At 42.6% G+C, this 17,972-nt stretch carries 13 protein-coding genes; 5 read left to right on the top strand and 8 right to left on the bottom strand.

The window, feature by feature from the left end:
- Positions 1-6 precede the first annotated feature (6 nt).
- Genes BACCOP_RS13925 through BACCOP_RS13910 form a run of 4 tightly spaced genes read right to left on the bottom strand, consistent with a single transcriptional unit; the run spans position 7 to position 5,405 of the window.
- A complete protein-coding gene (locus BACCOP_RS13925; protein ID WP_185150247.1) occupies positions 7-1,065 on the bottom strand; it encodes an Omp28-related outer membrane protein in 1,059 nt (352 codons plus the stop codon).
- 14 nt (positions 1,066-1,079) lie between these two features.
- Entirely contained in the window at positions 1,080-3,230 is a 2,151-nt protein-coding gene (locus BACCOP_RS19280) for an Omp28-related outer membrane protein (RefSeq protein ID WP_185150246.1), read from the bottom strand.
- 36 nt (positions 3,231-3,266) lie between these two features.
- Complete coding sequence (locus tag BACCOP_RS13915; RefSeq protein ID WP_007570192.1) at positions 3,267-4,895, bottom strand: DUF6029 family protein; 1,629 nt, start codon at positions 4,893-4,895, stop codon at positions 3,267-3,269.
- Between the two features lie 30 nt (positions 4,896-4,925).
- Complete coding sequence (locus BACCOP_RS13910) at positions 4,926-5,405, bottom strand: TlpA family protein disulfide reductase (RefSeq protein WP_040312106.1); 480 nt, start codon at positions 5,403-5,405, stop codon at positions 4,926-4,928.
- Between the two features lie 821 nt (positions 5,406-6,226).
- On the opposite strand from BACCOP_RS13910, the gene BACCOP_RS13905 reads away from it, so the two are divergent.
- The 3 genes from BACCOP_RS13905 to BACCOP_RS13895 all read left to right on the top strand — a co-directional run bounded on the left by BACCOP_RS13905 (position 6,227) and on the right by BACCOP_RS13895 (position 9,753).
- On the top strand, positions 6,227-8,602 hold the full coding sequence (locus tag BACCOP_RS13905; RefSeq protein WP_007570188.1) for a TonB-dependent receptor: 2,376 nt from the start codon (positions 6,227-6,229) through the stop codon (positions 8,600-8,602).
- A gap of 244 nt (positions 8,603-8,846) precedes the next feature.
- A complete protein-coding gene (fldA, locus tag BACCOP_RS13900; RefSeq protein WP_007570185.1) occupies positions 8,847-9,353 on the top strand; it encodes a flavodoxin FldA in 507 nt (168 codons plus the stop codon).
- A gap of 37 nt (positions 9,354-9,390) precedes the next feature.
- Positions 9,391-9,753, top strand: a complete 363-nt coding sequence (locus BACCOP_RS13895; protein ID WP_007570183.1) for a DUF2023 family protein — start codon at positions 9,391-9,393, stop codon at positions 9,751-9,753.
- 11 nt (positions 9,754-9,764) lie between these two features.
- Here the strand turns inward: BACCOP_RS13895 and BACCOP_RS13890 are convergent, their stop codons facing one another.
- Genes BACCOP_RS13890 through metA form a run of 3 tightly spaced genes read right to left on the bottom strand, consistent with a single transcriptional unit; the run spans position 9,765 to position 13,460 of the window.
- Positions 9,765-10,721, bottom strand: coding sequence for a hypothetical protein (locus tag BACCOP_RS13890; protein ID WP_007570182.1), 957 nt, complete (start codon positions 10,719-10,721; stop codon positions 9,765-9,767).
- Positions 10,708-12,537 (bottom strand): peptidase U32 family protein, encoded by a 1,830-nt coding sequence (locus tag BACCOP_RS13885; protein ID WP_007570179.1) that lies wholly within the window; start codon positions 12,535-12,537, stop codon positions 10,708-10,710. The genes BACCOP_RS13890 and BACCOP_RS13885 overlap by 14 nt, the downstream gene beginning before the upstream one ends.
- Entirely contained in the window at positions 12,537-13,460 is a 924-nt protein-coding gene (gene metA / locus BACCOP_RS13880) for a homoserine O-acetyltransferase MetA (RefSeq protein ID WP_007570177.1), read from the bottom strand. The genes BACCOP_RS13885 and metA overlap by 1 nt, the downstream gene beginning before the upstream one ends.
- Positions 13,461-14,163: 703 nt before the next feature.
- Here metA and istA point away from each other — a divergent pair.
- Entirely contained in the window at positions 14,164-15,771 is a 1,608-nt protein-coding gene (gene istA, locus BACCOP_RS13875; protein WP_007566682.1) for an IS21 family transposase, read from the top strand.
- A gap of 6 nt (positions 15,772-15,777) precedes the next feature.
- Positions 15,778-16,500 (top strand): IS21-like element helper ATPase IstB, encoded by a 723-nt coding sequence (gene istB, locus BACCOP_RS13870; protein ID WP_040312105.1) that lies wholly within the window; start codon positions 15,778-15,780, stop codon positions 16,498-16,500.
- Positions 16,501-17,712: 1,212 nt separating this feature from the next.
- On the opposite strand, the gene BACCOP_RS13855 is transcribed toward istB, so the two are convergent.
- Positions 17,713-17,901, bottom strand: coding sequence for a DUF6722 family protein (locus BACCOP_RS13855; protein ID WP_007570169.1), 189 nt, complete (start codon positions 17,899-17,901; stop codon positions 17,713-17,715).
- Between the last annotated feature and the right edge of the window lie 71 nt (positions 17,902-17,972).

The following is a 17,972-nucleotide window of genomic DNA, read 5'->3' as shown; positions in this document are numbered from 1 at the left end:
TAAATATTATTCTGTAACATACCAATAGTCAGTATCTCCATTCTTCAGCTTGCAAACAGCCATGTTATTCACATGTCCCTGCTCATCAATAGCCAAAGCATAAATTTCAGTATCATCCAGTTTCCAGGACGAATCAATCTCTAAGGTATATTCCTTAGCAACTTCTTTACCAGCCTCTACAGTACCTAGTTTATCTCCCTTATAGCTGGCTGACAACAGACGACGGGTTACATGACGATGCAAATAGTTATCTACATATTTACCGCCCTTATTCTGTTTGCTACGAATATTGTCTTCCACAACATAGATAGCCAATCTGTATTCAGCTGTTTTTTCAGACTGCAGACGCACTGTTATTTTTGCCTGAGAATTATCCAACTGTGACTTCACAGCTACTCCGCAATGAGGCAAATACTTATTGAGAGATTCATCCAGACTCGTTCTGAAGAGCGGACGTTCACCATTCAAGCTTCCCTTTACACGAAGATCTACTACAAAAGCCGGAAAACCTAACGGTCCGTTGCCCAGTTCGTTGTTGATTTCATCAGTCACATCCAAATGGAACGGATCACTGTCGCCTCCTTTAGAATGCATACCCATTACATGCACTACATCCTTATAAGTAGACATATTAACGATGGTATTAAGAAATACAAAGCCATCAGGACACATAGAACACCATGTACCGGTCAAATCCATCACACATACCTGGCGCACAAAGCGAGACGTATTGCCAGAGGGTTCATCTGCCTGCACCGTAATAGTAACCTTAGACGATTTTACCCCCTCATAAGAGGCTTGAAAAGTAAAATCACCCACTTGGGTAGCAGTAAATGAAGATGTATCCAGCACTTTTCCATTGGTAAGGCAGCTGATTTCTGCCTTCTCTGTCACACTTTCTCCAGAGAAAGTTACCGTAAATTCTACGGTTTCACCGACCTTTACTTGAGTTTTATCCGGCTGCAAAACCAAGTTGGCTACTCCTAGTTCTTCCTCTGTATAACCTTCACAGGAGATGTTCACCAAGAGAGTCAAGGCTAACAGCCAATATATCATCTGTTTCATATACATCTTTTCTTTTATTTATATAGATAACCAGCAGATTCACCCAACTTACATTCGTTGCAGTTCGTTACATAATAAGTGCTTCCTCCATCATTTGAAGCCATTACAGCCACTACTACACGCATATTTTCAGATACCCAATCTTTACCCAGCGTAGCTGTACGTTCCGCTGTATATTCCTGTCCGGATACTAAGGCATTTCCCTTATTCAGACGTTCACCGAACAAGTTATTAGCCAACACGGCACGCACTACATTATTATGCGTATAAAGGCCGTCAGCACCTGCTTGGAAATGTTTAGTAATACCATCTTCTACCAAATAAATCAAGTATCGGTATTTAGCCTCTGTTTCAGAAGTTACTCTAGCAGTAACCGTTACCTGATCACCTTCCAGTTTAGATAGAATGGCAACCCCACACATGGTCGGATAGCTAGTCATTTCCTTTTTCATGGCAGCTTCAATCTTGTACTGTTCACTTACAATCTGATTGCCATGACCATTCAAATAGAAAGCAGGCAGACCACCATCACCTTCATACAATTCCTGCATTTTATTATATAATTTGTCGGCCCATTCTATATACATCGGATCTTGACCATTCAGATGTTTGTGGAAAGATACCACAGCTAATCTATTCGGCTGGCTAGCCTGAATATTTTCCAGCGATTGACTGAGTTTCGGGCAGAATGTACAGCCCACAGAAGTAAACTGAACTCCTAACATCTTCTGATAGAAATTACCTTTCTGACCAGATTCTACAGCCACCACCTGACACTCATTCTGGCTAATGAATTCCTTGCCAAAATAATAAGAAGCCTTAAAAGAATAAGTACCAGGTACAGTAGTACTGAACACATTCACGCCGCGTTTCATCTGTTCTTCTTCTCCATTAAAGGTACGCAGCAGGCGTGCTTTAGCTGTTACATCTTCTGAACCATACATCACCTTGAAAGTCACTTCTTCGGCTCCATTAGCTGTAATTTGCTCTTTATTTGCAATCAACTTCAACACCTTATCCTGACCTTCCGGTTCTTCCGGTCTTACTACCTCATCATTATTGTAGAGATAATCCACACTAGCACCCAAAGCACACTCATTGGCATTATCCACCAACGGACTCATCTTATTAACATCACGCAGTGCTATAACTGCAACTCTCATATTCCCCTTTTCCGAGAAATCTCCCTGGATGCTAAACGTTACCGAATGTTCCTTACCTGCTTCAAGTGTAAAGCGTGTTGCACTTCCCTTCATAGACAAGAAGTTAGGAGAAATCCATTTCACAATATGACTATACATTCCATCCGAAGCCGTACCAGCCGGATAATATTGGTTGTCAAGCAGTAAAGCACATGCTAAATCAAAATCACCGCTCTTGCTAGCTTTCAGTGTAGCTTTCACTTCTGCTTGCGTAGAAGATACCACAGTAGATTCAATCTTCACACCACAAGTTGCAGGATTATCAATCCGCTGCTGCATCACCTCATCTTCAATCACAGATACTGCACGACTACCAGAGAGTTTATCCAGATTATAAACTAATGATGGATAACCTTGTCCACTAAATGCCTGCAACAAAGTACTGCCTAAATCTAAAGAACCAACATTCAGAGCAAACGGATCTTCTCCCCCACCTGCACTATGACAGGCCAACTCTAAAATATGATTTTTAGTATCATCAGACAAAGCTGAAAGAGCTGTATTCATTTGAGGACAAAAACCACACCAAGTACCCGTAAGTTTATAAATCACTACCTTACGACTGAACTCTTCATATTTCTTACGGTTCTGTACCTTGATCACTACCGTGTTTTTAGACTGCTGACCTTTGTACTTAGCATAAAACTCATATTCGCCATTTATAATGGCTGAGAATGAAACCGACTTACGAGGCAGTGCCTTACCAGTAGCCTTATTATAAAAATAGACATTACGAATCTCAGCATCGGTTGTCAATTCGCGGCCATCAGCATCCACTAACGAAAAGACCGCCTTATCCTTACCATCTGCCTCAATCACATCCTTATCAACAGAAATAGTCAGTCCCGGCTGAGATGGATCATCACCCCCCGAGGGGTCATCTGTGATATCCTCCAAATATCCCTTACAAGAAGCCAATACGGCAATCATTAGGGCAGAAAGAGCATATTTAAAAAAATTCATAAGCATTAATATTTTGTATTATCCTCCTATAATAAATTAGAAAGAAGTAGTGATAGACAAGTTAGCACCTGTATAAGCCGGGATTGTACGGCACACACCACCAGAACAGATATAACCTGCTTTGAAACGGCCATAGCTCAAAGCTACGCGTGTACGACTCTTGGCATAGCTTACACCTGCATTATAATAATGAATCTTGGTAGAACCATGGTTATACATATCACTGCCATAGATACTCCACTTCGGAGCAAAGTTGATTTCAAGCAATGCAGCCATCCAATCTTTTTCTTCTTCATGGGTCAGCAAATACTGCAACTCCATACGAGCTGACAGTTTCGGAGTAAACTTATACTGCATATCAGTTACAAAGATATTCTGCACCATGGTATTCTTATTAGCACCATAGCTAGTACTCTTTTCCTGAGCAGAATAGAGGAAGAGCATTTTGAAATCGCGTGACCATTGCTTTTCAATATCAATACTAAAATCACGGAACAGCATTTGACCTGCTTTTAAACTCTTTTCCTCATCCAATGTATAATAAGTAGAAAAGTTTGCATGCACTTTCATACCTCTCTTACCGCCAATAGCCGTACCGCGCTTAAAATTGTAATATACATCCAATTGAGCACCCATTTCACCACTACTGATGTGGTTACCAGACAACCAACTGGTCATAGAAGTATAAGGGTGCAAAGTAGTCAGCATATAAGTGTACTGCGTACACATAGCCGGTACATAATTAATCAGGTTGGAAGTAGAACCGTTTCCGTAAAGAATCTTATTGTCCATCCATTCCAAACGGCGACCTGTAAGATTGATACCCAAGCCATTACGATTATATCCCAATTCCAACAACTGAGCATTACCACGTTTCTTCAAGAAGAAATTTTCTTCTTGTTCACTGCTGCCATAGCGAGGGTTTTCATAAAATTTATTACCAGCATCTACATATTCAGCCTTCATAGAAAAACCGGAACGCTCCAAGTTGATACGACCGGAAAAACCGTTATTATAAGATTTTCCACCTTCTTCTTCCAAATCTACCGGTATTTCCTTAAACGTACGGTTCAAAGCCGAAGCCTCTAAACTTAAAGATGTCTTTTGCCACTTCAGCAAATTAGATAAAGAAAAACTGATATCTGCTCCTCTCACCTGTGTATCAGAATATTCCATACCAAAGCGAGGCATACCCCAAATAGCTTTTACACTCACTAAGTCTTTATAATTATAAGTGAAGCGAGCACCCATAATAGCATTATTAAGACCTAAAGCACGATCTTCCCAAGCGCGGAACAACAAACCACTACCAAACTGCTCATAGAAAGAACCTGCTGTAATAGAGAAGTCATCATCTGTCCATGATACATAATAATTAGTCAGTTTGGCCTTTTCTAATTCATTAGGATAGCCTACCAATGCCGGCGCATACGCTTCAAGCTGTACGCCGATAGCAAATTTACTCTTGTAATAGTCCAGTTTCAGATAGTTATTGGAACCAAAGTGACCATCAGGAACCGTGGCATTTGTCTTGCCATCATTAGCATAATAATTCGTATTCGTTTCAAAACTACCTGTAAGGTATCCCTTATCTATATCTTGCGCTAAAGACGCAGTGGAGATGCCGGCTGCAAAAAGAGTCAGCAAAGAAATTTTACGTAACATTAAAAAAGATATTTAAGTGAAGGACTAAAATTACAATTTCTTGATTGTTTCAAGCAATTCCTGTTCACTACCTGGAGTATAACCAGTGTGAGAGTAGATTATCTTACCATTACCATCAAGTACATAAACCTGTGGAGTTAAGGTTACATTCATAGCTCTCATCAATTCTTGTTTTTTATCATATAATACTGTAAAATCGCTCCAACCATGACCTTGAACTAAAGAGTGGGCTTTTGCCGTAAAACGATTATCATCTACAGAGACTGCAACAACTTTGAAATTAGCTTCTTCCAACCAATCCGGAAGTACCTCATGAATAGCATCCAATTCTCTGATGCAAGGTTTACAAGTAGTAGACCAGAAAGAAACAATGAGGGGAGTTTTACCATCTAATAAAGTGGTTGTGTTGATTAACTCACCTTTCTCATTTTCCACCTTCACTGAAGGCATTTGTGCAAAGATTGCCAAAGAGACAAATAAAAGCACTACACTAAAAATACATCTTCTCATAGTTGTTTTTAATAAGTATAAAAATTTTATTTTTATTGAAAGATATAGAATTCTCATAGTATTTTATTATTTCAATACTATGCAATAGCTATGTCGTCATCTAAATTTTTTACAATTTTACATTAAAAAAAATATATTAATAAAAGTAAGCAGGTATTTTTAATATCATTTAACGGCATAAATCCAAATATTTGTATACGACGATTTAGTACAACTATCTTTTTGACACAATGAAAAAGCATCTTAGCATATAAAAGTAAGTTAAAGATAAGGTTTCATAGATAATATAAAGGCTTATTAAGACTTTATGATAGATTTAGAAATAAAAGAAAGGAGAATGTGCACATCTATATGAATGTCCGGATCCGAAGGACTACAGCAAAGCTGAAATTGTAGAAGGCCCGGTAACACGCCAGGCTGAAACCAACAACTTCAAGCCTCATTTTATTGATTAACTAAAGTTTCCCACCCCCAATAAAGAGGGTGGGAAACTTTAGTAATTAACGAGTCTATTTACAATTATTAAGAGACACTAGTGTAAAATAGACAAAAGACAACCTGAGTAATAAAGATCCCATCATATATCAATAAGAATCTTTATAGCACATAATGAAGAACGTCTTTGAACTATCCATACACTTTCGACAAAGTGGTATTAACATTTTTCCAATGAATCTGTACAAAAAATAAAAAAAAACAAGCCGATGTTTTTCCCTAAACTTCATATACTTTTTCCCACATAATCCTCATAAATTAGGATTGCCGGATAAAGAGAATTGACGTTACTTTGCAACCGAATTACAAAAAACCACTAGACAGATATGAAACGTACAATTCTCGCTTCGCTGGCAGCAGCCGTGACAACAACCGTTTTTGCTGCCCCGACTGATACAGACAATGCATTGGTCAAAGATACAACTAAAGTGATAGACATCGAGGAAGTAGTTGTCATCGCTACCCCGAAGGAAAACAATCGTCTGCGCCAACAGGCCATTTCGTCAACATCGCTTTCGCAAAATGAAATGCGTAACAACTCGGTGACCTCGGTCAAAGCGTTGTCGGGACTTGTACCCAATCTGTTCATCCCTGATTACGGCTCGAAGTTGACAACTTCGGTATATGTACGCGGTATCGGTTCGCGCATCAATACCCCAGCCGTAGGTCTGTATGTCGACAATATCCCATTCATCGACAAGTCGGCATTCGACTTCAACTACTCTGACATCGAACGAATAGACGTGATGCGTGGTCCGCAGGGAACACTGTACGGACGAAATACGATGGGGGGACTGATTCGTGTGTTCACTAAATCACCTTTCACTTATCAGGGAACAGATATCCGTCTCAGCGCAGCTACATACAATGACTATAAGGCTTCTCTTACCCACTATCACCGCATTTCTTCACAGTTTGCGTTTTCTACGGGACTCTTCTACGAACACAAGGGAGGTTTCTTCAAGAACAACTTCAACAACAAGCGCATTGATACAGACGATGAGTTCGGAGGACGTTTCCGCGCCATTTATCTGCCTTCGGAAAATCTGAAGCTGGACTTCACGCTGAATTATGAATATACCAATCAGGGAGGATATCCATACGAATATACCGGACGTACCGATGACAAGACAGAAGACCGCGGTGAATATATCGGAAAAATATCTTATAACCGTGAATGTGGCTACAAGCGTAACCTGCTGAACGGTGGATTGAATCTGGAACATCAGGCAGACAACTTTATTCTGAGCAGTGTGACTGGTTTCCAGTATCTGTATGACCAGATGAATCTGGACCAGGATTTTACGGAAGCTGACATTTATACCATCATGCAGAAGCAGAACTCCAAGACTATCAGTGAAGAACTGGTGCTGAAATCGAAACCGGGCAATCGCTGGCAGTGGACTACGGGAGTGAGCGGATTCTACCAGTGGCTGAAAACCGACGGACCGGTTACTTTCCAGGAAGCTGGTATACAGAGTCTGATTGAAGACAATATCAATGCAGGGCTTTCTCATCTTCCTGCCGGAGCACCTACACTGGCAGCAAAGATTACCACACGTCCCTTGCCTGTTTCGGGGGTATTCGATACACCTATATTAAACGGAGCTATCTATCATCAGTCTACTATCAATGATGTGCTGGTAGAAGGACTGTCTGTTACAGCAGGACTTCGCCTGGACTACGAAAAGCTGAAACTGGATTATAACTCAGTATGCGACATGAACTTCGATTTCAGTGTATCGGCTCCTTTCCTTCCAACGGCGATTGTCAGACAACTGAATGCCAAGACACAGTTCATCGGAAAAGAATCGACCGACTACCTTCAACTGCTCCCCAAATTCACTATACAGTATGCATGGAACAGTAAGAACAATGTATATGCTACTGTCAGCAAAGGATATCGTTCGGGAGGATACAACATCCAGATGTTTTCCGACCTGATACAAAACAACATGCGAAGCGACATGATGAACGCCATCAAGCAGGACGAAGTACTCGGAAAGTTCGCAGGTATGATGCCTGACGTACCAGCCTCTGATGTAAACGTATCGGATGCAACACTTTATAAACCTGAATATTCATGGAACTATGAAGTTGGTTCACACACCACTTGGTTTGATGACAGACTGCAAGCCGACGTCGCTCTCTTCTACATGGATACTCACGACCAGCAAATCTCACGTTTTGCCGAAAGCGGACTGGGACGTATCACGGTCAATGCAGGAAAGAGCCGCAGTCTGGGAGCTGAAGCTTCCCTGCGTGCACAGGTGACTGACGCTTTCAGCCTGAACGGAAGCTACGGATATACATACGCTACCTTTACCGATTACGTAGTGAGCGATGAAGAAAACTATAACGGCAACTATGTGCCTTTCGTTCCCAAACATACATTTAATGCAGGAGCACAGTATGTGTTCGGTCTGCGTAACGGAGCTATATTCGACAACATTACTGTAAATGCCAACTACAAGGCTGCCGGACGTATCTACTGGACAGAACAGAACAATGCCAGTCAAGCACTGTACGGCACACTCAACGGACGTGTAAGTTTCAACAAAGGCAACGGACAGCTGGCTTTCTGGATAAATAACGCACTCAACACCGACTATCAGGCGTTCTACTTCGAAACCATGAACAGAGGCTTTGCACAGAAAGGTCGTCCGCTTCAGGTAGGTGTGGATATCCGCTGCCGCTTCTAAGCTAAGGATTAAACAGAAGTTTTTTATTTTCTAACCGATATTTTATTAGTAAGGCTTTCTCAAACATAGAAAAAAAAATGAGAAAGCCTTGCTTTTTATATTTTCATACCAGCTATTACCTTCCGCCTATATTCACACTGTATTCCTCCTTGGAAATGCGCGCAAAATCATTATTTTTAGGTATTTCAAAACTCCTCCATACACCGTTACTTTGCAATGTCAAATCAACTAAAAGTATAAAGCAATGAAAAAAACTGGTGTATTTTACGGTTCTACAACAGGCACAACCGAGTCTGTTGCACGTACGATAGCAGAGAAGCTTGGCATTCCTTCAAGCGATGTATACAATGTAAGCAAAATGACTGCCGATGTAGCAGGAAGTTATGAAGCACTGATTTTGGGAACTTCTACCTGGGGCGACGGTGAATTGCAGGACGACTGGTACGACGGCATCAAGGTTTTAAAAGGAATGGACCTCTCCGGCAAGACGGTTGCCCTGTTCGGATGCGGTGATTCTGAATCTTACTCCGATACGTTCTGCGACGGCATGGGTATCTTGTTCGAAGACTTGAAAAACAGTGGCTGCCGCTTCATTGGTGTCGTTCCGGATGCAGACTATACATACAGCTCTTCCATTGCTGTAACTGATAGTAATTTCGTGGGACTCGCCATCGACGACATCAACGAAAGCGACAAAACCGACGAACGTGTAACGGCCTGGACTGAAAAATTAAAGACTGAACTGGCCTGAAAGCCTTGAAAACAAACGTCACTAAAACCTAATCTCCATGACAGCTCCTGATATAAATCCCGTAGAACTGAAAGTTTTTCTAAACCACATCTACGAATACAAGAAAGGTGTACGCCAGATGGTGCTCTACACCACCAACCGAAAATACGAAGCATTCGCCGTAAACCGACTGAAAAGCCAGCGCATTAAGTTTGTGATTCAACCGGTAGATGAGGAACGTATCAACCTGTTTTTTGGTAAGGCAGAATGTATCAATGCTATCCGGCTGATGGTAACCCGCCCTTTAAATCTGCTTACGCCCGAAGAAGACTTTATTCTGGGAGCTATGCTGGGATATGATATTTGTGCACAATGCAAGCGTTACTGTACCCGCAAGGCACGCAGAAGCGTATCAAACTAAAATCATTTTTCCTATTCATTCAGTGCACCACAATGCGGACAAATCCCTTTTGTCCGCATTTTTGCTCCACACGCACCACAGGCGTACGGATATTTGTCCGATTTCTTTAAACGCTCGATACACCACACCGCATATACTGCCAGGCAGATGTATGCCGCATATACCCAGATGCAGGTAAAGAAGATATATAAGAAAATACAATACGAAGCCAGTCCCAGCAAATAGAAGAAAGCCGTTTCAAGCTTTACCTGATGGAAAAGGTCATCGAGCATAGCCACTCCAAAAAGCAAAATCATCCCTACACATACGATGAACAGTCCGAGAATAAAAGGAACTTCAAAAGGATTCAGTGTAGGATCATAATAATAATGCTCCCACGTTTCGGGAACGAAATGCTGAATACTGTTATATACGGTAGCCGCCACAGCCAGTAGAAATGACAGGATAATAGGAAATACACTGTCGATATCATTCAGACCTATCAGCTTAATCTGTTTCCTCTGTACTGCCCGATAGACAAACCATAGAAAGAATACGGCCAGCACCAGAAAGAAAGGCAAGGTATGCGAACTGCTGAACAAATGAATAAACTGCGAAATAGGATCGATCGGTACGATATTCTCCAGCAGCTTATGTTCCTGAATCCAGCCGATAGTTTCCTGGTCACGCGCGACCTTTACCCATACCGAATCGACTGAATCCTGAGGATGTACATCAAACTCCGCCACCACAAGCTGGTTCCCTTTCACAACGGGAATAGTATCCATAAACGGCAACTGATGAAGCCACAAAGTATCAGCCTCAACTTCAAAATTGCTGCTCAGTGCATAGGCACGCTTGTGTAAGGCCTCCGGAACTGAATCTGTCTTATTCTCCGAAGTCCCGTCTGCCGGCAGATCCGGATGATAATAACAAGCCACAAGCCCTACCAGCAACAGGAGAATCAATATGTACTTACTCTTCTGCATATACTTTCATCTGACACAGCTTACAGTCGAACTGTAAACGGAAACGTTTGCCATCGCTGCTCACCAAGAAATACGGTTCACGATAAGGAGAACGCACCTTATGATGTACCGGACACCAGCCCATGCTATAACGCAGACAATGCTTGCAGAACATCAGCACAGCCTTTTCGGGTGCTTCTTTCTCGAATGCCGGTGCAATACGACGTACCCCATGGTCATGATAGAAAGCAGCAGCAGCCCCATTCATGACATTTCCCAGATACGTCAGTTCCTGAGCCGGAAAAGCATGATGAGTTTCAGGCACACGCCATACTTCCCGCGGATAATTGATACGGCGGGCTTCCAGCAGTTTTTCTACTGCGCGTCGGCGTAAGTCTGACAGTTCGGATGAAGGAATAAACCAGTTGTCCGATAAAACGATTTCCACACTTTCCGCCTCGAACGGTGTATTTCCCAGCTTACTCAACTGATTCTTCAGGTTCTCCAGCTGAGGAGTACGAGCCAGTTCTTTCTCTCTAGGCATAGCCAGGCTGATACGGTTATCATCCTCATCAGCAACCGACAGGGTAAATCCGAAATTATTTTCTTCAAGTCTCAGCGTAACGGCAATTTTCCGTTCGGCCGACTTTTTCTGCATCACCCGCTCAAACTCCTGATCGAAGTTACGGTAAAGTCTGGTTTTAGGTTTCACACGAGGCATTTCCTGCGGATAGAGCTTGTTGCCGTCTACCCGGTTCACACGGAATCCGCACAACTTACCCCGCTCGTCAAGATAGCATAATCCATCGCCATTGCTGAACGACTTCACTCCCGCTACCGTCAGGTAATTGCCACGAATCTCTTTTACTGTTCCTACCTCTTCTCCCAGTGACTTCGGCGTATCGAACGAGAAAATTCCCGGATTACGCCCGTGAACAAAATAGTCGGTAAAGCCACGGCTGAAGCTCTTGTCCAGCTGCGGACGGAAAGCAAGCTTCACTGTACCCGACGAGGCACGTATGTACTCCTTACGACGTTTCAGAATGGCATCCAGTTTCTGACGATAATAAGCCGTCACATTCTTTACATACGAAACATCCTTCAGACGTCCTTCTATCTTGAGCGAAGAAGCACCAGCATCAAGCAAAGCCTCCAGATTCTCACTCTGGTTCATATCCTTAAGCGACAGCAAGTGTTTGTTTCGAGCAATGACTTTTCCATCGGCATCTACCATATCGAAACCTAAGCGACAGAACTGCGCACACTCTCCACGGTTGGCACTGCGGCCGAAGCATGCCTGACTGACATAGCACTGTCCGCTGTAGCTCACACACAATGCACCATGCACAAAAACCTCGAGCAACGTATCGGGACAGGCAGCATGAATTTTGGCAATCTCATCGAGCGTCAGTTCCCGAGCCAGCACCACCTGACGGAAACCGACATCAGCCAGAAACTTCACCTTCTGTACCGTACGGTTGTCCATCTGCGTACTGGCATGCAACGGAATAGGCGGCAGATTGAGCCGTGTTATTCCCATATCCTGAATAATCAGTGCATCTACACCGGCACGATATAAATCCCAGATCATCGCCTCGGTATCTTTCAGTTCCTCATCACGCAGGATCGTATTTACTGTAACGTAGATGCGAGCATTGTACACATGCGCATGCTGCACCAGTGCAGCAATGTCTTCCAGCGAATTGCCGGCTGCCGCACGCGCCCCGAAACGGGGAGCACCGATATATACCGCATCGGCACCGTGATTAATAGCCTCGATGCCGCACTCCAGATTCTTTGCCGGAGCCAAAAGTTCTATAGGACGTTGTCTGATCATTATTTAATCTGATTAATATCGTATGGAGTTTCCTGATATACATAATAGTTCAGCCAGTTGGAGAACAGCAAGTTTGCCGTACTCCGCCAGCGAACCAGCGGACCCTTTTCAAGATCATTATCGCGATAATAATTCTTCGGCATGTCGATAGGCAGACCTTTTCCCAGATCACGGCGATATTCTGTATCGAGGGTATAAGGAGAATATTCCGAATGTCCGGTCACGTAAAACTCACGTCCGCCACGAGCCATAACGATATGTACCCCCGAATCGTCCGACTCGGAAATAATAGTCAGCCCAGGATGTTTCTCGATATCCGCACGGCGTACCTCCGTATGGCGGCTGTGAGGCACGAAGAACACATCATCGAAACCACGGAAGATAGGCAGCTTGCTCATACCCTCGCAGATATGATGCTCGAAGATACCGAACATCTTCTTGTCGAGCGGATACTTGGGGATACCATAGTGATGATACAGTCCTGCCTGTGCTGCCCAGCAGATATAAAGTGTAGAAGTGACATGTGTACGTGTCCAGTTGAAGATATCCTGAATCTCGTCCCAATAGTTCACATCCTCAAATTCGAGATGCTCCACCGGTGCACCCGTAATAATCATTCCGTCGAACTTTTCATTCCGCATACATTCGAAATCGCGATAAAACGCCTTCATATGTTCGATAGGCGTATTCTTCGAAGTATGACTTTTCAGTTTCATGAAGCTGACCTCAATCTGTAGCGGTGAGTTAGACAACAGACGAATCAAGTCAGTTTCAGTAGTTATTTTTATCGGCATCAAATTGAGGATAACAATTTTCAGCGGACGGATATCCTGCGTACTGGCGCGTGAATTGTCGATGACGAAAATATTTTCCTCCTTCAGTATATCGATAGCCGGAAGTTTGTCTGGTAAATTAAGTGGCATTTCTTTATCCGTTAATTAGTTGCAAGTGCAAAATTAGGAAATAAAAATAAAATCTCCCTTATTCTTCCACCGGAAAGACTAAGTGAGAGAACAGATTATTTGAACATTACAGAGCTATCCGGACACTTTCTCTCTGTCTCAACAATAACCACCGATTACAATCATGCCACAATTACACTTTCTCCGTAACACAAACGAACGCTCACAAGCTTGCATATATTGAAAAATTTTACGAATATTGCATATAAGTTTGCCGATAACCTAATCTATAAGTCTAAACTTAAAAAATCCATTAACCTAAGTATCTATACAGCTACTTATATAATATTTAAACATAAAAGTACATATTCCGGAGCATACCCGTTCACTTTCCGGCAGCTTATTAGGGTATAAAACCATACCTTAAAAGCGTAATTTTTATCCGTTCATCCCCTAAAAGGATGAAAAAATGGATAACCAGACATTAAAATCTCAATTTTTCCGGAGCATATCCGTTCACCTCCGAGAATTGCAGGTTGTAGCACCCTTTTTCCGGAGCATACCCGTTCACTTTAGACGTATGCTTTCAGATTTTCCGGAGTATATCCGTTCAGCCGTGCATGGAATTGTGAGCGTATATCTTCGTTTCCGGAGCATATCCGTTCATTCTTTCCCCGGTTTCAGTTTCCTTTGTGCTGGTAAGCTAACAAGAAACAGCACAGTCATGGCAGGAACAACAAAGGATATGAGTCTGATAAAACAAGTACTCCAGCTCAAGCAGGCCGGAGAATCCAACCGCGGTGTAAGCCGCAAGTTACCGATTGACAAGGAAACCGTCAACGGTTATGTGAATACAGTAAAAGCCAACGGATGGAACATCAGCGACCTCCTTGAGATTGACGATCCCGAGTTGGAACGGATGTTCCATGCTGGTTCTCCGGCATATACGGACAGGAGAATGGAAGAGTTTCTGATCCTGCTACCCAGATACAGGGAACTGCTGGCGGACCCCAAATCCCATGTAAGCCGTCAGGTCCTGTTCGATGAATACCGTGCGACTCATCCCGATGGTTACGGCAAGTCACAGTTCTATTACCATCTGAAGCAGAATCTCGTTGCGAAGAAGGATGTTACGGCCGTACTGGCCAACACCTACAAACCGGGTGAAAAGCTCATGGTGGACTTTGCCGGTGACAAGCTCAGCTATGTGGATGCCGAAACCGGAGAAATTGTCAAGGTGGAGGTGTTTGTCGCCTGCATGCCTTACAGCGACTATACCTATGTGGTATGTGTACCTTCGCAGAAGACGGAGGACTTTCTGTATGCCATAAGGATGTGTCTGGAACATCTGGGCGGTGTACCTTCCATACTGACTCCTGACAACCTCAAATCGGCTGTAATCAGCAATGACCGGCATGAGCCGAAGCTGAACAAGGCTCTTGAGGACATGGGCAACTACTACCATTTCGTGGTACTGCCATGCGACCCGGCATCGCCGACACAGAAGGCTCTGGTAGAGGACTCCGTAAGGATTACATATAACCGTGTCTATGCCAGATTGCGTAACCGTACCTTCCATTCACTCCTGGAACTGAACCGTGCCGTATGGGAGCTGATGGAAAGGCACAACCAGACCCGTATGCAGAAGCGTCCCTACAGCCGTGAGGAGCGTTTTCATGCCATGGAGAAGGAGCTGCTGAAACCCTTGAAACCGGAACCCTATGAGATGCGCCTGTATGCCGATCTGAAAGTACAGGCAAACTGCCATGTGGAGCTGAGACAGGACAAGGTGACCCATTTTTACTCCGTCCCCTATATCCATGTAGGAAAACAGGCAAGAGTAGTCTTTACGCGTTCATGGGTCAAGGTCTATGTGGAGCAGAAACTGGTGGCCTCACATATCCGCAGCCATACATACGGCTATACCACAGTCAGGGAACATCTCGCATCCAGCTGCAGGGTGATTATGGAGCGTTCGGCAGCCTATTATGTGGAGAAAGCAAAAGATATATCACCTGACTGCCATGAATATGTAAAAAGAATCTTTGACCCCAAACGTACCGCACAGCCTGAAGAGGTGTATTACAAGCTGTGCAACTCCATAGTCAGCCTCAGAAGGAAGTATGACCTTGCCACGTTTGACCTTACCTGCCGTCAGTGCATGGAGTACGGTATTTACTCCTACAGCAAGTTTGAAGCCATACTCAGACGTAACGGCATGAATGCATCCGCAGACGAGACGGTAATCTTCCATGCGCCTACACCGTCAAACCACGGGAACATGCGCGGAAAAGACTATTTTACAGGAAATGACATAAACCAACAACAATAAATGATTATGAGCAACGAAACAGAAAGAACACTGCACAAGCTGAAGCTTCCGGGAATGGCAAGCTGCTGGAGCTCTCTGGAAGAAACACATCAGTTGGACAAGCTTACCCTGCGTGAAGGCATGCAGATCATGCTCCAGTACGAACGTGACACGAGAGGGAACAACCGCATCCAGCGTCTTATAAAGAATGCCGGCTTCCGTCTGAGAGCCTCGATGGAAGAACTTGAAACGGACACGGCAAGGGGCATACAGACCTGCTCTGCAGCCGACCTTGCAACCGGAAATTACATCACGGGCGGAATGACGGTCATCATTACCGGACCGGCAGGAACCGGGAAGTCCTACTTTGCCTGTGCCCTGGGTGACAGGGCATGCAGGAACGGCCGGAAGGTACTGTACTTCACGATGAACATGCTCATCGAGAACCTGAAGCTTGCACATCTGGAAGGACGGGAAACAAACTTCTTCCGGAAGCTGAACGCACATGACCTGCTGATTATCGATGACTTTGGGATGGTCAAGCTGGACGGCCAGATACAGCATGACTTTGAACAGATCATAGATGACCGGTACAACCGGAAGGCACTCATCCCGGCCAGCCAGCTTCCCGTTGCAGACTGGTATGATGTGTTCCAAAGCGAGCTCATTGCGGAAGCCTGTCTGGACAGAATCGTGCATAAGGCAATAAAATTTGACCTTAAAGGAGAGAGCCTAAGAAAGAAGTATTAACTTTGCCAACAACACTGAATACTAACTGGGGACTGAACGGATATCACCGGAAATGCTGAACGGGTATCCGCCGGAATATGCACATAAAAGGGTATGAAAAAATAAAATCATTCTATTATGAGATTGTAATTGCAAATATTTATTTGCTGGATATAAACAAACGAGAATATGATGAAAGCAGTGTTTACGATGGAATTTGGGTAACTTTACAGACATTTGTTGTATATACTGTCATAAGTTTTATCTTTATTCTTATACGCATCTTTGGTACTCTGCAAAATCCGTTAGCAACTGGCATAGGAGTTGTTATTTTGTGTCAAATAGCGGTTCATTTAATTATGAAAAAGCTTAAGAAAAGTAGTTATGTTCAGATAGTCCACGAAGAATATTTAAAAATGAATGTAGAAGAAAGAAAAAAACATTATAAGCGTGGATTATGGAAAGTAATACCTATATTCTTTTATCCTATTATAATTATTGCGTTCTTAAAGCTGATAACTGTAATCTTTTAAGTTGACTCTTTCAGCTGTAACTGTTTATAAATAAGTACCTATGAAAGCAATACAAAACTGCTTACAGAAAATAGTTATCTATAAAATATATTCTTTAGAAAAGCAAAAAATGGAATATAATGACAATGAAGTATATAACCACATAGGAGTAGGTTTTTTGATTGTATTCTCATATATAGTAATTATATTGCTTTTTTTATCCGTACGATTATTTAATGAATTGAGAAACAATTCCACACTTATTGTTTGCGTTACAATATTATGTTTTTCGGCTAAGTATTTTTTCGTAAAACACTTAAAACAAAAAAATATGTTCAGGCAATTCACGAAGAATATTTACAAATGGATTTAAAGAAAAGAAAGGAAAACTATAAAATTGGATTATATTACGTTGTATTTGTTATTTTATTTCCTCTATTCAGCATACTGATCATGGAATTAATGACTATCATTATTTAAGAAGATCCTTTACTTTAACAGAATCAATACAACCATTCACAAAAAAAGAAAAGCCACTGGAAATATACGTCTCCAATAGCTTTTCTAACTTTATAAACTCAGGTAGTTCGAACCAATGTGTGTTACAAACTATCCTTTATTATTATTTTTCAATGCTTCTTTCTTGTCTTGATGATTAAAGTAAATCACACCGACAATAGCTATAACCGACACAAGTACTGACATGATAATTGCTCCCATATCATTCTCCCTCCTTTTTTTCTTCTCTTACAAGCCATAAGCCTGAAAGTAGTGTTAATACTATGGCAATAGACACAACAAAGTAAATTATCCAAGAGTCCTTTATGTCGTTGAAAACAGAGGACAACAAAACCGCTGTCGTCAAATACTTGGCTATATCCATCAGCCATTTACCTAATTCTTTCTTCATATTTGCAAAGATACAAAACAACTCTTAATCTGACAATATCTTCTGTTACCAATAGCAACTTTCAGAGAACA

The sequence above is a fragment of the Phocaeicola coprocola DSM 17136 genome, assembly GCF_000154845.1.
GTDB lineage: Bacteria > Bacteroidota > Bacteroidia > Bacteroidales > Bacteroidaceae > Phocaeicola > Phocaeicola coprocola.
Note: the sequence above shows the minus strand (reverse complement) of the source record. Positions and strands in the feature narration are given on the sequence as shown.

Excerpts from the sequence above, each read along its gene's own strand:
- BACCOP_RS13925 (WP_185150247.1), bottom strand. The coding sequence starts at position 1,065 with ATGAAACAGATGATATATTGGCTGTTAGCCTTGACTCTCTTGGTGAAC.
- BACCOP_RS19280 (WP_185150246.1), bottom strand. The coding sequence starts at position 3,230 with ATGAATTTTTTTAAATATGCTCTTTCTGCCCTAATGATTGCCGTATTG.
- BACCOP_RS13915 (WP_007570192.1), bottom strand. The coding sequence starts at position 4,895 with ATGTTACGTAAAATTTCTTTGCTGACTCTTTTTGCAGCCGGCATCTCC.
- BACCOP_RS13910 (WP_040312106.1), bottom strand. The coding sequence starts at position 5,405 with ATGAGAAGATGTATTTTTAGTGTAGTGCTTTTATTTGTCTCTTTGGCA.
- BACCOP_RS13905 (WP_007570188.1), top strand. The coding sequence starts at position 6,227 with ATGAAACGTACAATTCTCGCTTCGCTGGCAGCAGCCGTGACAACAACC.
- fldA (WP_007570185.1), top strand. The coding sequence starts at position 8,847 with ATGAAAAAAACTGGTGTATTTTACGGTTCTACAACAGGCACAACCGAG.
- BACCOP_RS13895 (WP_007570183.1), top strand. The coding sequence starts at position 9,391 with ATGACAGCTCCTGATATAAATCCCGTAGAACTGAAAGTTTTTCTAAAC.
- BACCOP_RS13890 (WP_007570182.1), bottom strand. The coding sequence starts at position 10,721 with ATGCAGAAGAGTAAGTACATATTGATTCTCCTGTTGCTGGTAGGGCTT.
- BACCOP_RS13885 (WP_007570179.1), bottom strand. The coding sequence starts at position 12,537 with ATGATCAGACAACGTCCTATAGAACTTTTGGCTCCGGCAAAGAATCTG.
- metA (WP_007570177.1), bottom strand. The coding sequence starts at position 13,460 with ATGCCACTTAATTTACCAGACAAACTTCCGGCTATCGATATACTGAAG.
- istA (WP_007566682.1), top strand. The coding sequence starts at position 14,164 with ATGGCAGGAACAACAAAGGATATGAGTCTGATAAAACAAGTACTCCAG.
- istB (WP_040312105.1), top strand. The coding sequence starts at position 15,778 with ATGAGCAACGAAACAGAAAGAACACTGCACAAGCTGAAGCTTCCGGGA.
- BACCOP_RS13855 (WP_007570169.1), bottom strand. The coding sequence starts at position 17,901 with ATGAAGAAAGAATTAGGTAAATGGCTGATGGATATAGCCAAGTATTTG.